The sequence below is a fragment of the Planctobacterium sp. AWH2_060 genome (assembly GCF_056158425.1).
Window position 1 is genome coordinate 4551777 of sequence record NZ_JBSWTG010000001.1, and the last position, 17143, is coordinate 4568919.

Sequence of the window (17143 nt, forward strand, 5' to 3'; positions counted from 1 at the left end):
GCACAACTATCCGAACTGCCAATTTAGTCTTCTTGTGCAAGGTTAGACTTCATGCCTTTCTGAAAAATTACTGTGCCTGCCAGTGCCACTATGCAGTATGCGGTAAAATACCAAAACCCCGGACCCACATTGGATAATGTCTGGGAACTGAGCTCAAAACTGAATTTAAACAATCCCATGTTAATTTCCTGACTACTGCTGGTGTTGCTGTGGTCTGTGGAAAGTACCGCCAGAAATATGGCAACAACAAAAACGTCCGCCATGGACCATTTGCCAATACTAGACACAAACTCGGCGAGCTTGTGTCTGGTGCTGTCGGAGGCGCAAAAGCGTGCAATCAGTACCAATAGTGTTTTGATTACAGGGATAACAACAGAAAAAAACAAGATCAGGAAGGCCACCAGATAGCGTTTATCCTGCCATAACTCGTTGACTGTGCCCAAAATCGAAAGTTCTTTGTCCACTAACGACGCTGTTAAGGCTGAATTGCCAAGATTGGCTAACAACTCCATATCCAGGGAGAACATGGGCAGCAGGATGCCTGGGATAAATAAGCCAAGCGCCAGAAGGTTGAGGGCGGTGCCCAGGTTTTGTCGTAACACAATAAAGGGTCTCTGGTTAATTGAACTGAAGATGCAGAGGAATTTGCCTCGAACTATAGGGTTTTATCACGCATATTTTTCCACATTTGATACCAGGTTGGCTCTTTGCCAAACAGGGTAATATTGGCGCGGAAAATGCGGCTGGCATACAGACGTACTGCCCAGATCCCCACAATCATAAAGCCTAATGAAGTCATTATCTGCCATAGTGACACTTCCATAGAAGACAGGCGCATTGGCATAAAGGAAATCGCGGTTAATGGCACCATAGACAAAATTGAGGCCACTTCACCGGCGGGATCATCCAACACCATAAAGACCAGCATTACAGGTAACATGGGCAAGAACATTAATCCGGTTTTACCCGAGTGATTAGGATCGTCAATGGTGGCGGAGAAGCCCACAAATACATAGTTCCAGAAGATGATCCCGGCAACGCAAAATAACACCATTAATCCAATTGGTGAGCCAGCCAGGTTAAGATCGATTTGTTCATTGGAGGAAAACAGCATAATGGCGCTGTAAACCAGACCCATTATGAGCAAGGTGGAAAGCAAACTTTTAAGACTGGATAAACACAAGCCCAGTGCTTTGCCATCTATCCACTGCTGGAAGTTAACACAAGTCAGTAATTGCTCAGTAACCCTGTGTTGTTTTTCCTGGGTTACTGAAGTCATACTCAGGGCAAAGCTGTTAAATACGGCAATAGCGGTGAGAATTGCCACAACACCGCTGAGTATTCTGGCATCCTGACCGACATCCTGTTCGGCATTATTAATGATGTTGATGTCTAACGGCTGCTGTAGTTTTTCCAATTCTGCATCTGAAATATTCAGTGCCGTCAGTAGTAGTTGCCGTTCAAAATCCTCTAATTCCGCCTCCATTGTTGCCCGCCAACTGACTTCGTTGGGGATCATCAATTGATATTGCCCAGTGTCTTCATCAAACAACAAAATACCCGCATAATTGTTTTGCTGCATCTGAGCCTGATAGGCCTGAATATCGGCAAGTTCAGGTATTGGTGTAGTTTGAAAGCGCTCACTAAGTTGGACCTTTACCGAACTGCCGACCGCCAGCGATACTTTTTCCTGTTGCGCCTGTTGTTGCCAGTATTGTACGGCGAACAAGGCGCCATAAATCGCCAGCATCAGCAAATAGCCAATGAGTTCTTGTTTTAGTTTGAGATTTTTCAGGAATTCCCAGCGGGCAACTATCCAGACTTTATTCATGAGGTTGACTCCCTGTCGTATTACCACTTAGCGCGTGCAGATATATTTCGTGCAGGCCGGGTTGTTGCAGCTGTAAATTACTGATTGGCAAGCTGGCCATAAGTGCTTGCAATAGATTTGGAATTTGGCAGCTAGATAGCAATTGTAAGTGCAGACTGTTGCTGTTTTTGACGGTCAATGAGTGCACATCTTTATTGGCCTTTTGCAGTGCATCCAACTGTGCCTGTTCAGGCATCGTCTCAAGCTCTAGTAACAATTCGCTGCCCAGTGTGGACTCGGAGCGAATGGTCTGCATGTCGCCATACAGCACTGATTTGCCATTAGCCATCAATAGCAACCGATCAGCCAGCTTTTCCACTAACGACATCTGATGGGCGCTGAGTAACACCGTCGTCCCTTGTTGTTGCAGAGTTTTCAGAAAGCTGATGACTTTTTCCTGGTTCATCGGATCTAATCCGGAGAAGGGTTCGTCTAAAATAACCAACTCCGGGCGATGGATAATGCTGCTCAGCAATTGAATTTTTTGTTGGTTGCCTTTGGATAATGACTTTAACGGTTCTTTTTGCCGGTCGTCTAACTCAAACTCTGTCAGCCACTGTTGAATTTGTTGTTCGGCATCAGCCTTGCGCATGCCTTTTAACGCCGCGACATAGTGCAGTATTTTGTGCACTGATACGTCCTGATAAAGGCCGCGCTCTTCCGGCAGATAACCAAACTGCTCGCTCTGCAGACGCGAAAATGGATTATTGTGTTGTTTGAATATTATTTCGCCACTGTCTTTAGTGGTAAGGCCTACCAACATGCGAATGGTGGAGGATTTGCCCGCGCCATTGGGGCCTAAAATTGCGAATATCTCGCCGCTGTTAACGGTAAAGCTAAGCTCGTTGACGGCTTGCAGAGTTTTATAGCGCTTGCTTAGCTTGCTAACTTCTATATGCATATACAAATTCCTTTTTAGCGGAAATCCGTTACTGGCCTGTTGGACTGACTCCTAGCTGATTGGCATAACCCGGTTGCGTCCAAGTCGCTTGGCTTCGTAAAGTAATTTATCGGCTTTTTCGATGAGTTTACCAGCCGATTGATTCCCTTCAAAGACCGCAACCCCGAATGACGCGGTAATATCACCCACCACTTTACCGGTAGATTTTTGCTTAACCTGGATCTTTTCAATGGCGCGGCGCATGGTTTCTGCCAGGTGACAGGCGCGCCCCTGATTGCTTATAGGCAGTATGATAGCAAATTCTTCGCCTCCAAAACGGTAGGCTTCTGCGCCATCGCGGCAGGATGATTTTAACTTTTTTGCAACCGCTTTTAGCACCAGGTCACCCATCTGGTGACCGTGGGTATCGTTAAACTTTTTAAAATGGTCGACATCCAGCAAAATCAGAGAGGCTTCTTTATTGGCCACGGCGGCGGCAAACTCTGAATCGAAATAACGGCGGTTATTAAGTCCGGTCAAGGCATCAACTAACGCTTCTTTTTTGCTGACTTCCAGTTTTTCTTTTAGGTCACTGATCTCTTTTTCAGCATTGGCCATGGCGGCGCTGAAGGTGAGGGTGCTGTTACGGATCTTTTGGCCTTCTTTAACCAGATTGCGCACCATGGCCATGGTTTCCTCTACCGAAAAGCCTTCGCTTTCTACTTTTTTCAGGCCATCCAGGCTTTTGTCCATGGCATCGCGAAAATCATTGGTTTCGTGGCGAGTGTCTTTTACCGTCTGGCTGAATTCGGTGATCATGGCATCAATACTTTGGCGCAGTTGCCAGGCGCTGACTTCCTGCTTGTCGGCCACATGGGCACGGTACATATCTAATGCCCGCGCCTCGGAAATGGACTTGTAATTATCAATAGCAGAATCGACTGCCTGATTCAGTTCAGGGGATTGATTACTGGCGTAGGTGTACCAGATGGCGTAGTTAGTTGGCTCAGCAGATATCTTGTGCTTGATCAGCAGTGGCACGGTTTGCTTGAGAATTTTGAAGGAATTTTCCAGGTCGTCTGCAGACATACTTGTTATTCAGCCGGATCAGTGTAATCCCTAGATTATTTCTTCCAATCCGGCTTAACGCAAGGTTCAAAGGCTTTTTTCTGCAATTGTTGCGGGATTAAACCAGTCAAATTGCTGTTGTAGTGACACTACAGAGCCCACGATTATCAGCGTGGGCGGCTTTAATGTGGCCACATCTGGGTTGTCTAAAATGTTGGCCAGGGTGCCGGTAACCACCTTTTGGCTTTCCAGGGTAGCTTGCTGAACTAAAGCAATAGGTGTATCGCCTGATAAGCCGTGTTCCTGGAGTTTTTCGGTAATGACACTCAGGCCGTTGAGTCCCATGTAAAACACGATAGTTTGATTGGGTTGCGCCAGACCCGACCAATTCAGGTTTATGGTGTTGTCTTTTAAATGGCCTGTAGCAAACACCACTGATTGCGCGTGATCACGGTGAGTTAACGGAATACCTGCATAGCTGGCAGCGCCATTAGCAGCGGTGATGCCTGGAACCACCTGAAAATCGACACCGGCTTCCACCAGAGTTTCCAGCTCTTCGCCACCACGGCCAAAGATAAAGGGATCGCCGCCTTTTAAGCGCACCACACGATGGCCTTCTTTGGCTTTTTCCACCAACATGGCACTGATCTGCTCTTGAGGAATAGTGTGATTGCTTTTTTCTTTGCCCACATAGATTTTTTCCGCGTCGCGGCGCACTAGATCCATTATTTGTGGCGATACCAGGCGATCAAAAATCACCACGTCGGCTTTTTGCATCAGGCGCAATGCTCTGAAAGTCAGCAGTTCCGGATCGCCAGGACCGGCACCAATTAAATAGACCTGCCCCTGAGTAAAGGTGTCATCTTGGGCGGCTTGCTCCAGCTTTTGTAAAAACGGAGTTTCAGCCTCGTTCAGGTTCCCCTGCAATACTCCTTCAGCAACATCGCTGTCGAAGAACCATTCCCAAAAATAGCGTCGCTGGGTGACGGTGGGTAATTTAGATTTGACTGTCTCACGAAACTTTTCTGCGAAATCACCCAGATAACGAATGTTTTGCGGAATAATCGCTTCCAGTTTCTGACGCAAATAACGCAACAGCACCGGCGCGACACCACCACTGCTCATGGCAATAGTGATATTGCCTCTGTCCACAATTGAAGGGGTAATAAAATCACACAGAGGCGGGTTATCCACTACATTGACAATGATATTTCTGGACTTGGCTTGTTGCTGAATATCGGCGTTAAGCGCTTCGTCATTGGTGGCGATAAAGACCAGTTGTGCGCCGTCTAAATGGTGGGCTTCGTAGCGGTTTTGCTGTAGTGCGATTTTGCCCTTTTGGGCGAGTAAAGCAACGGTGGGGGAGACATCTGGCGCCACTACCCTAATAGTGGCTTCGGTTTTAAGCAATAACTCTATTTTTCGGGCTGCAACTTCGCCAGCACCCACCACCAAAACCTGGATGTCTTGGGTATCGAAAAACAAAGGAAAATAACGCATGACAGAAAACCTGATATTGAACTGAAGTCAGTTTGCCAGATTTATCTATAACCAATAAATCATTAATTGGTTATAGATATAATCAATGGTTATTATGGCATGTTGACCTTTGCCGCAAAATTGTAGCGAATAGATCAACACGCTTATGTGGACTCCCCCTTGTCAACATCAAAAAGATTTATCAAAGAATTAATGCTTGCTTATGTACGAGCTCTAATTGAGAAGCTACCTCAGGCTCACTGATATTTTCGCGAACTCGTTGTCAAATCTCTAAAGCGGGCTTTAAGCACTTTGCGTGTTGCTGACTAACGAGGTGATTTTCATCTTTAATTTTGCATTTTTGATGTTGCGTAACTTAAATTTCTCTTGCCGTTAAAGTGGCAATAATTCTGCTTTGTATTCGGTGTGGTTTGCGAGCATGGAAAAGGCCGTTCTGATCGTTTTGTTGGCCAGTGCCACAGCCGCACATTTCTTTCCTCTTCGCGCGACCAACTCTTGTACCCACAGTTCTTTCTTCGTTTGCGCTTTGCGTCGGAGCATCTGATTGATGGCAGACATGGCACCTGTGATAAGCGAACTTCTGACCGACTTGTTCTTAACATATTTCCCTATCGTACCGAGCTTAATTTTTCCTCCGGAAGAGTGCTGAATAGGTGTAAGCCCGATACAAGCGGCTGCGTCACGGCCAGTTTTAAATTGCCCCATTTCACCACAACCCAGAGCATTATATAAGTTTATGGCATTGAGTGGGCCAACACCTTCCAGAGCCAACAGCCTTTTACATCCTTCTTCCTGCTGGACCGCTTTCTCAATGCATATCTCATATTGCTCAACAGATTCAATACTTAGCTGTAATTGCTGCCATCCTGTTTCCAGGGCTTTACGAAAGGAAGAGCTAAATTCATTCTCAGCATCTTCCAGTACCTCATCAATGACACCTTTAAGTCCTCCCTGACCGGGAGATACGCGGATATTGAATTCCAACAATAGAGCCGTGAGCTGATTCTGCATGGCGACTTTGTGCCTGGAAGCCAGCTCTTTTAGTCTGACCAGGGACTGAAGTTCCTGTTGTTGTTTAGACTTACCGTTAATGAATGACACATCAACAATTTGAGCAGCCTGCAAGATAGCCAGCGCATCATTCTTATCAGTTTTTTGATTTTGCCTTACATTGGCAACCAGTTTAGCTGAAATAATTCGTGCGTCATGCCCCAGCCGTATAGCTTCTTGTTTCCAGTAATTGGAGGTGCCACATGCTTCAAACACGATGGTCATGGGCTTAGACGTTGTGAGCCAGTGTCTAAAAGCCTCTGGTGACATAGCTTCGTTACTCTGCACCTTATTCTTTTTGCAGGTACAGACCTGAATTTCTTCTTTGGCTAAATCGACGCCTGCGCTAATATTATGCATATTGGACTCCTGAATATTTTTGTGTGGGAACTTAAATATTACCCGACTTATTGGGTCGGGGGAGTCCAATTATCTCTACGGTTTAGTCTCTGTTATTGCGTGGACGAGATTTTTTTTCAGGGCGATCTTGCCACTCGGTCAAATCCAGTTTTTGTCCGGCAACACGAGTTTTCTTCAATATACCGCGCACTTCGTTAGGCATACCTTTGGGTAAGTCAACGGTACTAAAATTATCGTAAATGTTAATTGCACCGATAAACTCACTGTCCAGACCCGCCTCATTGGCAATTGCGCCGACAATGCTGCCAGGGCGAACATCGTGTTTGCGACCTACCATGATCTTGTAACGCTGCATATTTTCGTCTGGTTTGCTGTCGCGTTTGTTACGACCGCGTTCACGACCACCACGCTCACCACGTTCGCGATTACCACCGCGTTCACCACGATCTCGACGATTATCTCTGGCACCGCGATCCGGCAGGTTAATCTCTGGCACGTCATCCTCTGACAAGAAGATTTGCTCGCCACCCTGAGCCAGACTCGCAAATGCGGCTAACAGGGCTTCTGGGCTGGCTTCAGCTTCCTGCTGAATTTGGGCAATTACTTCTGACCAGTTTTCCAGGTCTTCGGCGTCCAGGGCTTCAAATACTCTGGTTTTGAAACGGCTCAGGCGAGATTCGTTCAACTCACTGACATTTGGGATCGGCAGTGGTGCAATGGATTGTCTGGTGGCCTTCTCAATGGCTTTAAGCATGCGCATTTCGCGAGGCGAAATGAACAAGATTGCCTCACCTTCACGTCCGGCACGACCAGTACGTCCGATACGGTGAACATAACTTTCCGTGTCGTATGGAATGTCGTAGTTGATTACGTGGCTTACTCGATCCACGTCTAAACCACGGGCAACAACATCGGTAGCAACCAGTATATCAATTTGACCTTGTTTCAGACGCTCAACGGTACGCTCACGAGACTTCTGTTGGATGTCACCGTTCAGTGGTTCAACGTCATAACCGCGGGCCGCCAGTTTATCGGCCAGCTCTGTGGTGGCTGTTTTGGTGCGCACAAAAATAATCACACCGTCAAATTCTTCCACTTCTAAAACACGGGTCAGGGCTTCCAGTTTATTGTTGGGAGACACCTTGCAAAAACGCTGGCGAATCTTTTCCGCAGTACTGGTCTTAGCGGCGATTTTAACGGTTTTAGGATCATCTAAAAACTTGTCGGCAATCTTGCGGATTTGCGGTGGCATGGTGGCCGAGAATAACGCTGTCTGGCGATCAGCTGGTACCTGCTCCAGTACCCACTCAACATCGTCTATAAAGCCCATGCGCAGCATTTCGTCGGCTTCGTCCAGCACTAACATGCTGACATTGTCTAATCTTAAGGTTTTGCGTTTAATATGGTCGATTACACGGCCAGGTGTACCTACCACAATTTGTACGCCACGCTTTAATTGGCGCAGCTGGTGGTCGTAGGATGAGCCACCATAAATAGGTAATATGCGAATGCGGTCACTAAATGCCGCGTAAGCCTGAAATGCTTCAGCAACCTGAATCGCCAATTCTCTGGTTGGTGCCAGTACAATAAGCTGCGGTTGATTAATTTCAGGGTTCACTTTTGCCAACATGGGCAATGCAAAGGCGGCGGTTTTACCTGTTCCGGTTTGTGCCTGACCAATCAGGTCATGGCCTTCGCTGAGTAACGGAATGGCTTCCGCCTGAATTGGTGAGGGGGTCTCATAGCCGATTTTATCCAGTGCATCCAGCACTTGCTGGGGTAAATTAAGATCACTGAACTTGATGGTATTGGATGTCATGTAAAGAATTTCCGGTAGAATGCGCGCCGGGAGGCGCAAAAATATGCGTGTTTTTCAGGGTTAAGAGAGCAATTGTAATTCAAATGCTCTCTTTGGGCCAATGTATTCTGGTTTATTTTTAAACTATCGCGGATCCGAAGAGCCCTGCTTGTGCAACAAAGTTTGCATTTGAGCCTGCAAAGCCGTGAGTTTTTCGTCCAGATCTTTGATAGTCGGTTCGTGGTTTGCTTCCTGTTCTTCCTGCCTGACCTTAGCGTGTTCTTGCTCCATTACATTCACTACGATACCAATAACCATATTTAAAAAGGCAAAGGCGGTGAAGAAAATAAAGCTGATGTAAAAGATCCAGCTAAGCGGGTAGTGCTCCATGGTTTCATACATTACATCGGTCCAGTCTTCAAAGGTCATGACTCGGAACAGGGTTAATAATGAGATAGCAATATCGCCCCACAGGTCGGGATTAATATTGTAGAACAAGGTGCTACCCACTGCCGCGTAGATATAAAAGATAATAAACATCAATAACATAACGTAACCCAGCTGTGGCAGGGCTTTAATTAACGAGGTCAGCAGAATGCGCAGTTCTGGAATAAAGGACACCATCCGCAATACCCGGAATACTCTCACAAGGCGGGCTATTACCGCGGCTTCGGAGTTTTCGATGGGGATCAAACTCACCAGCACTATGGTGGTGTCAAAGACATTCCAGAAGTCTTTGAAGAAGTTACGCTTTTTTGTTTCTGCCAGGAATCGAATGGTGATTTCCGTCAGGAAGAAGCCGGTGATAAACCAGTCTAAAAACAGGGTAATTTGATTAAACGGGTCCGGCAGTTTGTATGTCTTAGCGCCCACTAAAAGAGCGGAAAAGACAATCACGGCAATCACAAACAGTTCGAAAATTTTATTTGAACGGATGCGCAAAAAGATGTTTTGAACTTCGGTAATTTGCATAACAGCGCTATTCAGGTAAAAATTGCGCATAGGATAGGTAAATGCCGGATACTGTCAAATGAATTTCATTGTGATGGGGAACCGTCCAGGTTGAGTTGACTGTCCCTGAATTGTGTACTTCGTTATTAATCATACCTGGCTTTTGGAACCCTGCTTGTGGAACACATACTCTTTGTTTTTACTTCATTACTCGCCATGATCAATCCCATTGCGGCCATTCCGGTTTATATCAGTCTGACGCAGTCACTGAGCATGAAAACCCGCCGCAAAGTAATCCTGTTGTCTTCAGCCGCAGCGTTTTCTGCCATGATCATTTTCGCTCTGGCTGGGCAGGCGATTTTTAACTTTTTCAGCATTAATGTCAGTTCATTGCGCGTGGTGGGCGGGGTTTTGTTTTTCGTGATGGGCTATGAAATGTTGCGCGGACGTACCGTACCGAAAAAGATTCCTGAAGAGTCAGACGATAACTACGGCAAGGATATCGCGGTAACTCCGCTGGGTATTCCCATGATCTGCGGTCCTGGTGCCATTACTATGGTGACCCTGTTTATGCAGGAAGCCACTACTGCAGTGCAGCAGGTGAATGTGGTGATTGGAATTTTTGGAGCCTGTCTGGCCACAGCACTGGTATTTACAATTGGCGAAAGCGTGTTAAGAGTGTTGGGTAAGTCGGGCGCCAATGTGATGATGCGCCTGATGGGGCTGATCATGATGTTAATCGCCGTGGAGTTCTTTTTTGCGGGGGTTATACATTATGTCAAAGGGATTGCAGCGGCGCTGTAGTTGGTATTTATAAGGCTGGCTAAAGTTGTGAATGTTTTTTGAGCAGCGTTCGGGTGGGCCTTACCGCAGTCAAAATCTGATTAGTTTGGTTTTGTCTTAAATTATCGATATTGAAACACTCAGCCTTACTTCAGGCTCCAATTTTGAGTTTGCTGGTAGGTAGACTTTTTTCGAAGCCATTGCCTAAAGTAACCACAATGATTTCGTTGAAATCATTGTCGGGGCGCCGACAGCGCCTTAAGGTGACCGGGCTGCGCCCCCTTAAGAATCCCCCGCAGCCCCTGACGCGCAAAAGCACAAACCCCGCCATCAGAACAACGACGACCATCAATGACAGCACATCCCTGTGCTGGGCATTGATTGAGCTATCATCCCTGATAGCTCTCATCGTTGTTTTAACTGATGGCGCAGTTTATCGCGCGTAAAGGGAAATCGGGTTTTGCACTTCGAACAAACACTGGCTTAGTCGAACCGATAAACGAATCAGTGGGCTTTATCTTAAAATGAAAATATATAGCTTCTGAACATTTATGGCGATAAAATGAGCATTCTTGCTTTCGCTCTGATTTATAAGGCGGGTTAACACGTTCTAAAAACAGTTTAGAAAAAAATTTCTCGCATACTACAAAAAATGATCTAAACTTTCGGAAGTCTTAAGAAGTGATATAAAAACGAGATGAGTAGTACGGTTTCAAATATTAAAACTTTGCGTGAGGATGTGGGCTTGTTGTTGGAATCTTTGGCGCAGTCGCCAGGCGGCCTCAAGGATGTCAAAAGGATAAGCCGACAGTTAAAACAAATAGTGAGTCACTTTGATACATTTAAAAAGCAATTAAACCGAAAACGTTAACCCTTTCACATTTTTTCATAATCATATTCCGCAAGTTTTTTTTCAGAATGCCGATACCTTTTAAGAGTTTGATGCAGAGGTACGGCATGATGACACATCAGGAATATTTTCAAATACAGGCATTGCAGTTGTTTGGTGAGTTAAACGGTGAACATCGAACCAGCAAAGACGGTGCTGCACTACACCTGGCATTTCAACAGATGGTTGAGAATTTTAAATCTGCCAGTCAGAAAACAGAATCTTAAAGTTAAGCTCAAAAGTCTGTGAATCACTTCACAGGGTTGGCAAATGATTATCCTTTTAATGTAAAGCATTCCCTATAATCATGAACTATGGTTGATGTCTTACAAATGATTAAGTTTTTTACCAAATCTTTTTGTGGTGCTGCACCGTAGAATAAAGCTGAAACAAAAATAATTAAGACTGACAGGAAACTCAACATGACTCCTCAAATGCTGATTGAAGAATTACAAAACAAGCTGGGAACCATTGCTTCGAACCTTTCAGAAATGCCCAGAGGCGAAGAACAGGTGGCGCACATTAGTCACTCTCTGGAAGATGTCATTATTGATTTAGAATGTGTGCGGGATTATCTGAAAGTGCGGAATTAAATTTCGCTGTCACAAAGAATTTGATTTGAATACAAAAAAGGATGGCATTGCCATCCTTTTTTCGTTTTAGTTTGCGAAGCTGGCTTATTTCAGTCCGCTGTTGATGTCTGCAACGTCTTGCTCAGACAAGGTGCCTGCTGCCTGTTTTAGACTTAAGATACTGGTGATGTAACCATAACGGGCACCAGCCAGATTACGCTTGGCATCGTACAGATTACGAGTACTTTGCAACACGTCAACGATAGTACGGGTACCCACTTCAAAGCCTGCTTCAGTCGCCTTTAGAGCGCTTTCAGCAGAAACTACTGCCTGATTTAACGCCTTAATGCGGGAAATGGCTGCGGTTACATCGAAGTAGTTAGAGCGCACACTGCGCACAACAGAGCGATAAACACGTTCTCTGTCTTCGCTGGTGGCGACAAAGTTATGGCGTGCCGTTTCCACAGCTGCGCTGGTACCACCGCCCTGGTAAAGCGGCACGTTAACCCCTAACTGGATAAAGCTGGTGTTTTCTCTGCTGTCAGCGCTGACACCGTTTAATTCCGTATCCGTTGAACTCAGTTGCCCGGTTAATGAAACTGAAGGGTAGTAACCGTCTTTTGCCAGTTCAATATCTTCTTTGGCAATGTCGACACCTAATTTAGATGCCAGTAATTGCAGGTTGCGATCTTCTGCCTGGCTTACCCAGGAGTTTATATCGGTAGGGCTTGGCATACTGGCGCTGAAAGTATCGGTATTCAGTACATCAAGATCACCATGGTAGTTTCCGGTGATCTCACGTAATGCTTCCAGGGTGATTTCAACATTGTTTTGTGCGCTGATTTCACTGGCTACTGCCGTATCAAACTGAGCCTGAGCTTCGTGCACATCGGTAATGGCTGTTAAACCCACTTCAAAACGTTGTTTTGTTTGCTCCAGCTGACGCTCGATAGCGCGTTTTTCTGCTTGGGCAAATGCCAAATCATCCTGCGCCCGCAAAACATTAAAATAGGCGGTAACCGTTCTGACGATCAAGTCCTGTTTGGCGAAACCATAATTGGCATCAGCCTGAGAAGCTTGCAGTTCGGCTCTGTCCAGATTTTTCCAATTGCCGTAGTCCCACACCGATTGACTCACCGTTAAGGTGGCATCATTGCTTCTTCTGTGGCTGTCGCCGTTAGTGGCTGAGGCAGTCAGATCCAAGTCAATTTGCGGCAACAGGCGAGCCTGGTTTTGAGTAATCCCAGAATAAGCAGCATCTTTGTTCGCTTGAGATTGCAGCGTAATTGGGTCGTTCTGTAAAGCCTGCTGGTAGACTTGCAATAAATCTTCGGCGTTGGCCGTTCCGGCAAGTCCAAGTCCCATCATGATGGACAAGAGTGTTTTTTTCATGTGCGTTCCTATTAATTGCGCAGCAAATATTGGCTGCAGAGGTAGTCCAATTCCCGTTTACCGGAGCTATCTGTCACCCAAAATTCAACAGAACAGGCAAAGCAACCCCTATTATTTTTCTGGCTGGTAGTTTACTTAACCTTCAGCCAAACCCCAAATGCTTTGCAGTAACAGTGTTTTAGCAAGTGTAACAGAATATTTTCGTCTGTAACCCTGGGTGCGTGTTAGTCTTTGTGCTCGCAAGTCACTAATTATGGAGTTTTTTTTGGCTAACTGGCACCGATTTTCAGACGCTGATGTCGAAATTGAACATCAGGAACCTAAATTTGAAGGTTTTTTTACTGTTTTCAACTGTAAATTGCGACATAAATTATTTGCCGGTGGATGGAGCAACTGGATCCAGCGGGAAGTATTGGACAGGGGCCATGCCGTTGCCATGCTGCCTTATGATCCCGTCAGACAGGAATTCGTAATGATCGAACAGTTTCGGATTGGGGCACTGGCTACATCTAAAAAGCCCTGGTTACTTGAGATTGTCGCGGGCATGATTGATGCAGGAGAGACGCCAGAGGATGTCTGTGTAAGGGAAGCGGAAGAAGAAGCCGGGTTGAAAGTTGAGACTTTGCTCCCATTGACAGATTATCTGCCCAGTCCCGGCGGGGCCACAGAGCGGCTCTATCTTTATTTGGGGATTGTTAATGCCGAATCAGCTCAGGGGATTCATGGGCTGGAGTATGAAGATGAGGATATACTGGTACACCGCATCCCGGAAGCACAGGTAAAACAGTTACTCAACGCCGGCGAGTTTGATAATTCGGCTACGATTATTGCGCTACAATGGTTCTTTCTCAATAAGCAAGAACTATTGGAAAAGATACCGCAATATAAGGTATAAACAGGGGCTAACGCTCATAAAATTACAGGTATTTACGTCATTAGTATGGATTACGCAGAAGCGACATCACGAAAATATGTGCCGAATTTGAAAGGCTTACACTCATTATGTGAGGGTAATTATGCGCGTATTTTGAAGTTGTTGCCGGATTGCGACACCGAGAGCCTGACCTACGAATTTGGTGAAGGGGCAGATTTGCATTACAGACTTTCAATTCTGGAAGCCAGCCGCTACACCACCACAATCGAAATTCGGCAGCTGGGCGATTCATTACCCAAGTGGATGAAACCAGTGATGAAGGTGCGTATTTATCACGATGCCCGGATGGCAGAGGTTCTGAGTAGCCAAAATGTCACCGCTATTCAGCCGAGCTACCGATATCCCAATAAAAAGATGCACCAGAAAAACGAAAAAGAAATGGTGAATTTGTTTTTGGCCGAGTGGCTGCTGTTCTGTTTAAAACAAAAGGCCGACTCCACCGTTTAATCTTTTTTAAGTTGTTATCGTCAATTTTCTCACAGGAGCCACAGTGAAACAGGTTCTTATCTATTTGCACGGATTTTTAAGTTCTCCCGCCTCAGTTAAGGCCCAGGCCACAAAAACATTCTGGCAAGCGAACTATCCAGATGTGACCTTTGTTTGCCCGCAGTTACCCTATTATCCCGAAGAAGCAAAACAGTACCTCGATAACCTGGTTGCGGCTCATCAGGGGGCACAAATTGGTTTTATTGGTAGTTCACTAGGTGGTTTTTTAAGTACTTATTTAAGTGATAATTACGGTGGCAAAGCGGTATTGATAAATCCTGCAGCCCGGCCTCACGAAGTGTTAGCGGATTATCTTGGTGAGCATCAGCATCCTTACACCAATGAAAAATTCACCTTGACTGATAAGCATATGCAGCAGTTGTTGAATATGTATCAGGACATACCTAAAAATCCGCAAAATTTCTGGGTGTTACTGCAAACTGAAGATGAGACTCTGGACTATCGCGAAGCCGAAGCCAAGTATCAGGGAGCAAAGTTAACCGTGGAGCAGGGCGGTGATCATGCCTTTCAGGGGTACGAGCGCTTTTTACCTGATATTTTCCGTTTTTTGTTTGATTAAAGATTGGTAGTATCAACAGCAGAACTTGCAAACAAGTCAGATGTCGCAGAAGTGAGTCATTTTCGCGGCTGAACATTCGCCACATAATTATAAGAAAGATCAATTCGCATGTCAGAACAATATAACGCTGAAGCCATTGAAGTCCTCAACGGACTGGAACCAGTACAACGTCGCCCAGGCATGTACACCGACACCACTCGTCCTAACCATCTGGGACAAGAAGTTATCGATAACAGTGTCGATGAGGCACTGGCTGGCCATGCCGATAGCATCAAGGTGATATTGCACGAAGACCAATCACTGGAAGTTATTGACGATGGTCGTGGGATGCCGGTGGATATTCACCCGGAAGAAGGTATTTCAGGTGTCGAATTGATCATGACCAAGCTGCATGCCGGCGGTAAGTTCTCCAACAAGAATTACCAGTTCTCCGGCGGTTTGCACGGTGTGGGTATTTCTGTGGTGAACGCCTTATCTAGCCGGGTAGAGGTAAATGTGCGACGCGACGGTAATGTCTACGCCATTGCCTTTGAACATGGCAACAAGGTGGAAGAACTGGAAATTATTGACACCTGCGGTAAGCGCAATACCGGCACCCGAGTGCGCTTTTGGCCCGATGCCTCTTATTTTGATTCCGCGAAATTTTCAGTGAGCAAAATGTGCCACATTTTGCGCGCCAAAGCGGTGTTGTGCCCAGGTCTGAAGATCCGCTTTGACAACAAAATCACCAAAGAAACTATCGAGTGGCAATATGCCGATGGCCTGCGGGATTACCTGATGCAGTCTGCCAAAGAATATATTTGCCTGCCGGAAGAAGAACCTTTTGTGGGCCAGTTTTCCGGTAATAATGAAGCAGCAGACTGGGCCGTAATCTGGCTACCCGAAGGCGGCGAAGTGGTTAACGAAAGCTATGTTAACCTGATCCCTACCGCGCAAGGTGGTACGCACGTCAATGGTTTACGTCAGGGCTTACTGGAAGCTATGCGAGAGTTTTGCGAGTTTCGCAATATTCTGCCGCGCGGTGTAAAGCTGACTCCGGAAGATATCTGGGATAAGTGTAGTTATATCCTGTCGACAAAAATGCAGGATCCGCAGTTTGCAGGACAAACCAAAGAGCGCCTGTCATCGCGTCAGGCATCGGCCTTTGTTTCCGGTGTGGTAAAAGATGCTTTTTCACTGTGGTTGAACTCACACACTGACATCGCCGAGTCTCTGGCGGAATTCTTTATCGCCAATGCCCAGAGACGCTTGCGCCAAAGCAAAAAAGTGGCCCGTAAAAAAATCACCTCTGGTCCGGCACTGCCTGGTAAGCTTACCGACTGTACCACCCAGGATACCAGCCGCTCAGAGCTGTTTCTGGTGGAAGGGGATTCCGCTGGTGGCTCAGCGAAACAGGCCCGAGATAAAGAGTTTCAGGCGGTAATGCCACTGCGCGGTAAAATTCTCAACAGTTGGGAGGTGGATTCATCGCAGGTGCTGGCTTCCCAAGAAATTCACGATATCTCTGTAGCGCTGGGTATCGATCCCGACAGCGAAGATTTAAGCGGATTGCGTTACGACAAGGTCTGTATCCTTGCTGATGCCGACTCCGATGGATTGCACATTGCCACATTGTTGTGTGCTTTATTCGTGAAACACTTCCGCGCCCTGGTAAATGCCGGACATGTCTATGTGGCTATGCCGCCTCTGTACCGTATAGATGTGGGTAAAGAAGTATTTTACGCCCTGGATGAAGGCGAAAAAGAAGGGGTGCTAGATCGCATTCAGGCAGAAAAGAAAAAAGGCAAAGTTAACGTTCAACGCTTCAAAGGTCTTGGTGAGATGAATCCTATTCAGCTTCGAGAAACCACCATGGATCCCAATACTCGTCGCCTGGTGCAGCTCACTGTAGATGACGTTGAGCAAATGCTGGAGCTAATGGATATGTTGCTGGCTAAGAAGCGTTCTTCAGAGCGCAAAGACTGGCTGGAAGATAAGGGTAACCTGGCGATAGTTTAATTTTGTCGATTTCACTCTTTAAATTAACTTTA

Annotated in this window: 16 protein-coding genes; 7 read left to right on the forward strand and 9 right to left on the reverse strand. The window is 46.2% G+C overall.

Features of this window, described 5'->3' with window-relative positions; translation table 11 throughout:
• Positions 1-23: 23 nt before the first annotated feature.
• The 8 genes from ACXAD8_RS19590 to ACXAD8_RS19625 form a co-directional block, all read right to left on the reverse strand.
• On the reverse strand, positions 24-602 hold the full coding sequence (locus ACXAD8_RS19590) for a paraquat-inducible protein A (RefSeq protein WP_475231660.1): 579 nt from the start codon (positions 600-602) through the stop codon (positions 24-26).
• A 53-nt stretch (positions 603-655) separates the two neighbouring features.
• Positions 656-1831, reverse strand: coding sequence for an ABC transporter permease (locus ACXAD8_RS19595; protein ID WP_475231661.1), 1176 nt, complete (start codon positions 1829-1831; stop codon positions 656-658).
• Positions 1824-2771, reverse strand: coding sequence for an ABC transporter ATP-binding protein (locus ACXAD8_RS19600; RefSeq protein WP_475231662.1), 948 nt, complete (start codon positions 2769-2771; stop codon positions 1824-1826). Before ACXAD8_RS19600 ends, ACXAD8_RS19595 begins: the two co-directional genes overlap by 8 nt.
• Positions 2772-2822: 51 nt before the next feature.
• A complete protein-coding gene (locus ACXAD8_RS19605) occupies positions 2823-3839 on the reverse strand; it encodes a GGDEF domain-containing protein (RefSeq protein WP_475231664.1) in 1017 nt (338 codons plus the stop codon).
• Between the two features lie 66 nt (positions 3840-3905).
• Positions 3906-5318, reverse strand: a complete 1413-nt coding sequence (gene cysG / locus ACXAD8_RS19610; protein ID WP_475231665.1) for a siroheme synthase CysG — start codon at positions 5316-5318, stop codon at positions 3906-3908.
• A gap of 372 nt (positions 5319-5690) precedes the next feature.
• A complete protein-coding gene (locus tag ACXAD8_RS19615; RefSeq protein ID WP_475231667.1) occupies positions 5691-6728 on the reverse strand; it encodes an IS110 family RNA-guided transposase in 1038 nt (345 codons plus the stop codon).
• A gap of 82 nt (positions 6729-6810) precedes the next feature.
• A complete protein-coding gene (locus tag ACXAD8_RS19620; RefSeq protein ID WP_475231668.1) occupies positions 6811-8547 on the reverse strand; it encodes a DEAD/DEAH box helicase in 1737 nt (578 codons plus the stop codon).
• A 123-nt stretch (positions 8548-8670) separates the two neighbouring features.
• Positions 8671-9498, reverse strand: coding sequence for an ion transporter (locus ACXAD8_RS19625; protein ID WP_475233032.1), 828 nt, complete (start codon positions 9496-9498; stop codon positions 8671-8673).
• Positions 9499-9654: 156 nt separating this feature from the next.
• Between ACXAD8_RS19625 and ACXAD8_RS19630 the strand changes: the two genes are divergently transcribed.
• The 3 genes from ACXAD8_RS19630 (at position 9655) to ACXAD8_RS19640 (ending at position 11742) form a co-directional block, all read left to right on the forward strand.
• On the forward strand, positions 9655-10281 hold the full coding sequence (locus tag ACXAD8_RS19630) for a MarC family protein (protein WP_475231670.1): 627 nt from the start codon (positions 9655-9657) through the stop codon (positions 10279-10281).
• Positions 10282-11217: 936 nt separating this feature from the next.
• Positions 11218-11376: a hypothetical protein gene (locus ACXAD8_RS19635; RefSeq protein WP_475231672.1), complete on the forward strand. Its 159-nt coding sequence runs from the start codon at positions 11218-11220 to the stop codon at positions 11374-11376.
• A gap of 195 nt (positions 11377-11571) precedes the next feature.
• On the forward strand, positions 11572-11742 hold the full coding sequence (locus tag ACXAD8_RS19640; protein WP_475231674.1) for a hypothetical protein: 171 nt from the start codon (positions 11572-11574) through the stop codon (positions 11740-11742).
• Positions 11743-11826: 84 nt separating this feature from the next.
• Here the strand turns inward: ACXAD8_RS19640 and tolC are convergent, their stop codons facing one another.
• On the reverse strand, positions 11827-13113 hold the full coding sequence (gene tolC, locus ACXAD8_RS19645; RefSeq protein WP_475231676.1) for an outer membrane channel protein TolC: 1287 nt from the start codon (positions 13111-13113) through the stop codon (positions 11827-11829).
• A gap of 265 nt (positions 13114-13378) precedes the next feature.
• On the opposite strand from tolC, the gene ACXAD8_RS19650 reads away from it, so the two are divergent.
• From ACXAD8_RS19650 to parE, 4 genes are all read left to right on the forward strand, one after another.
• A complete protein-coding gene (locus ACXAD8_RS19650) occupies positions 13379-14008 on the forward strand; it encodes an NUDIX domain-containing protein (protein WP_475231678.1) in 630 nt (209 codons plus the stop codon).
• 45 nt (positions 14009-14053) lie between these two features.
• On the forward strand, positions 14054-14494 hold the full coding sequence (locus tag ACXAD8_RS19655) for a DUF1249 domain-containing protein (protein WP_475231680.1): 441 nt from the start codon (positions 14054-14056) through the stop codon (positions 14492-14494).
• 43 nt (positions 14495-14537) lie between these two features.
• A complete protein-coding gene (locus tag ACXAD8_RS19660) occupies positions 14538-15113 on the forward strand; it encodes a YqiA/YcfP family alpha/beta fold hydrolase (protein WP_475231681.1) in 576 nt (191 codons plus the stop codon).
• Between the two features lie 108 nt (positions 15114-15221).
• Entirely contained in the window at positions 15222-17111 is a 1890-nt protein-coding gene (parE, locus tag ACXAD8_RS19665; protein WP_475231683.1) for a DNA topoisomerase IV subunit B, read from the forward strand.
• Positions 17112-17143 lie beyond the last annotated feature (32 nt).

Bases quoted from the DNA above. Each gene is read 5' to 3' on its own strand.
- ACXAD8_RS19595 (WP_475231661.1), bottom strand. From the start codon at position 1,831: ATGAATAAAGTCTGGATAGTTGCCCGCTGGGAATTCCTGAAAAATCTC.
- ACXAD8_RS19600 (WP_475231662.1), bottom strand. From the start codon at position 2,771: ATGCATATAGAAGTTAGCAAGCTAAGCAAGCGCTATAAAACTCTGCAA.
- ACXAD8_RS19605 (WP_475231664.1), bottom strand. From the start codon at position 3,839: ATGTCTGCAGACGACCTGGAAAATTCCTTCAAAATTCTCAAGCAAACC.
- cysG (WP_475231665.1), bottom strand. From the start codon at position 5,318: ATGCGTTATTTTCCTTTGTTTTTCGATACCCAAGACATCCAGGTTTTG.
- ACXAD8_RS19615 (WP_475231667.1), bottom strand. From the start codon at position 6,728: ATGCATAATATTAGCGCAGGCGTCGATTTAGCCAAAGAAGAAATTCAG.
- ACXAD8_RS19620 (WP_475231668.1), bottom strand. From the start codon at position 8,547: ATGACATCCAATACCATCAAGTTCAGTGATCTTAATTTACCCCAGCAA.
- ACXAD8_RS19625 (WP_475233032.1), bottom strand. From the start codon at position 9,498: ATGCAAATTACCGAAGTTCAAAACATCTTTTTGCGCATCCGTTCAAAT.
- ACXAD8_RS19635 (WP_475231672.1), top strand. From the start codon at position 11,218: ATGATGACACATCAGGAATATTTTCAAATACAGGCATTGCAGTTGTTT.
- ACXAD8_RS19640 (WP_475231674.1), top strand. From the start codon at position 11,572: ATGACTCCTCAAATGCTGATTGAAGAATTACAAAACAAGCTGGGAACC.
- tolC (WP_475231676.1), bottom strand. From the start codon at position 13,113: ATGAAAAAAACACTCTTGTCCATCATGATGGGACTTGGACTTGCCGGA.
- ACXAD8_RS19655 (WP_475231680.1), top strand. From the start codon at position 14,054: ATGGATTACGCAGAAGCGACATCACGAAAATATGTGCCGAATTTGAAA.
- parE (WP_475231683.1), top strand. From the start codon at position 15,222: ATGTCAGAACAATATAACGCTGAAGCCATTGAAGTCCTCAACGGACTG.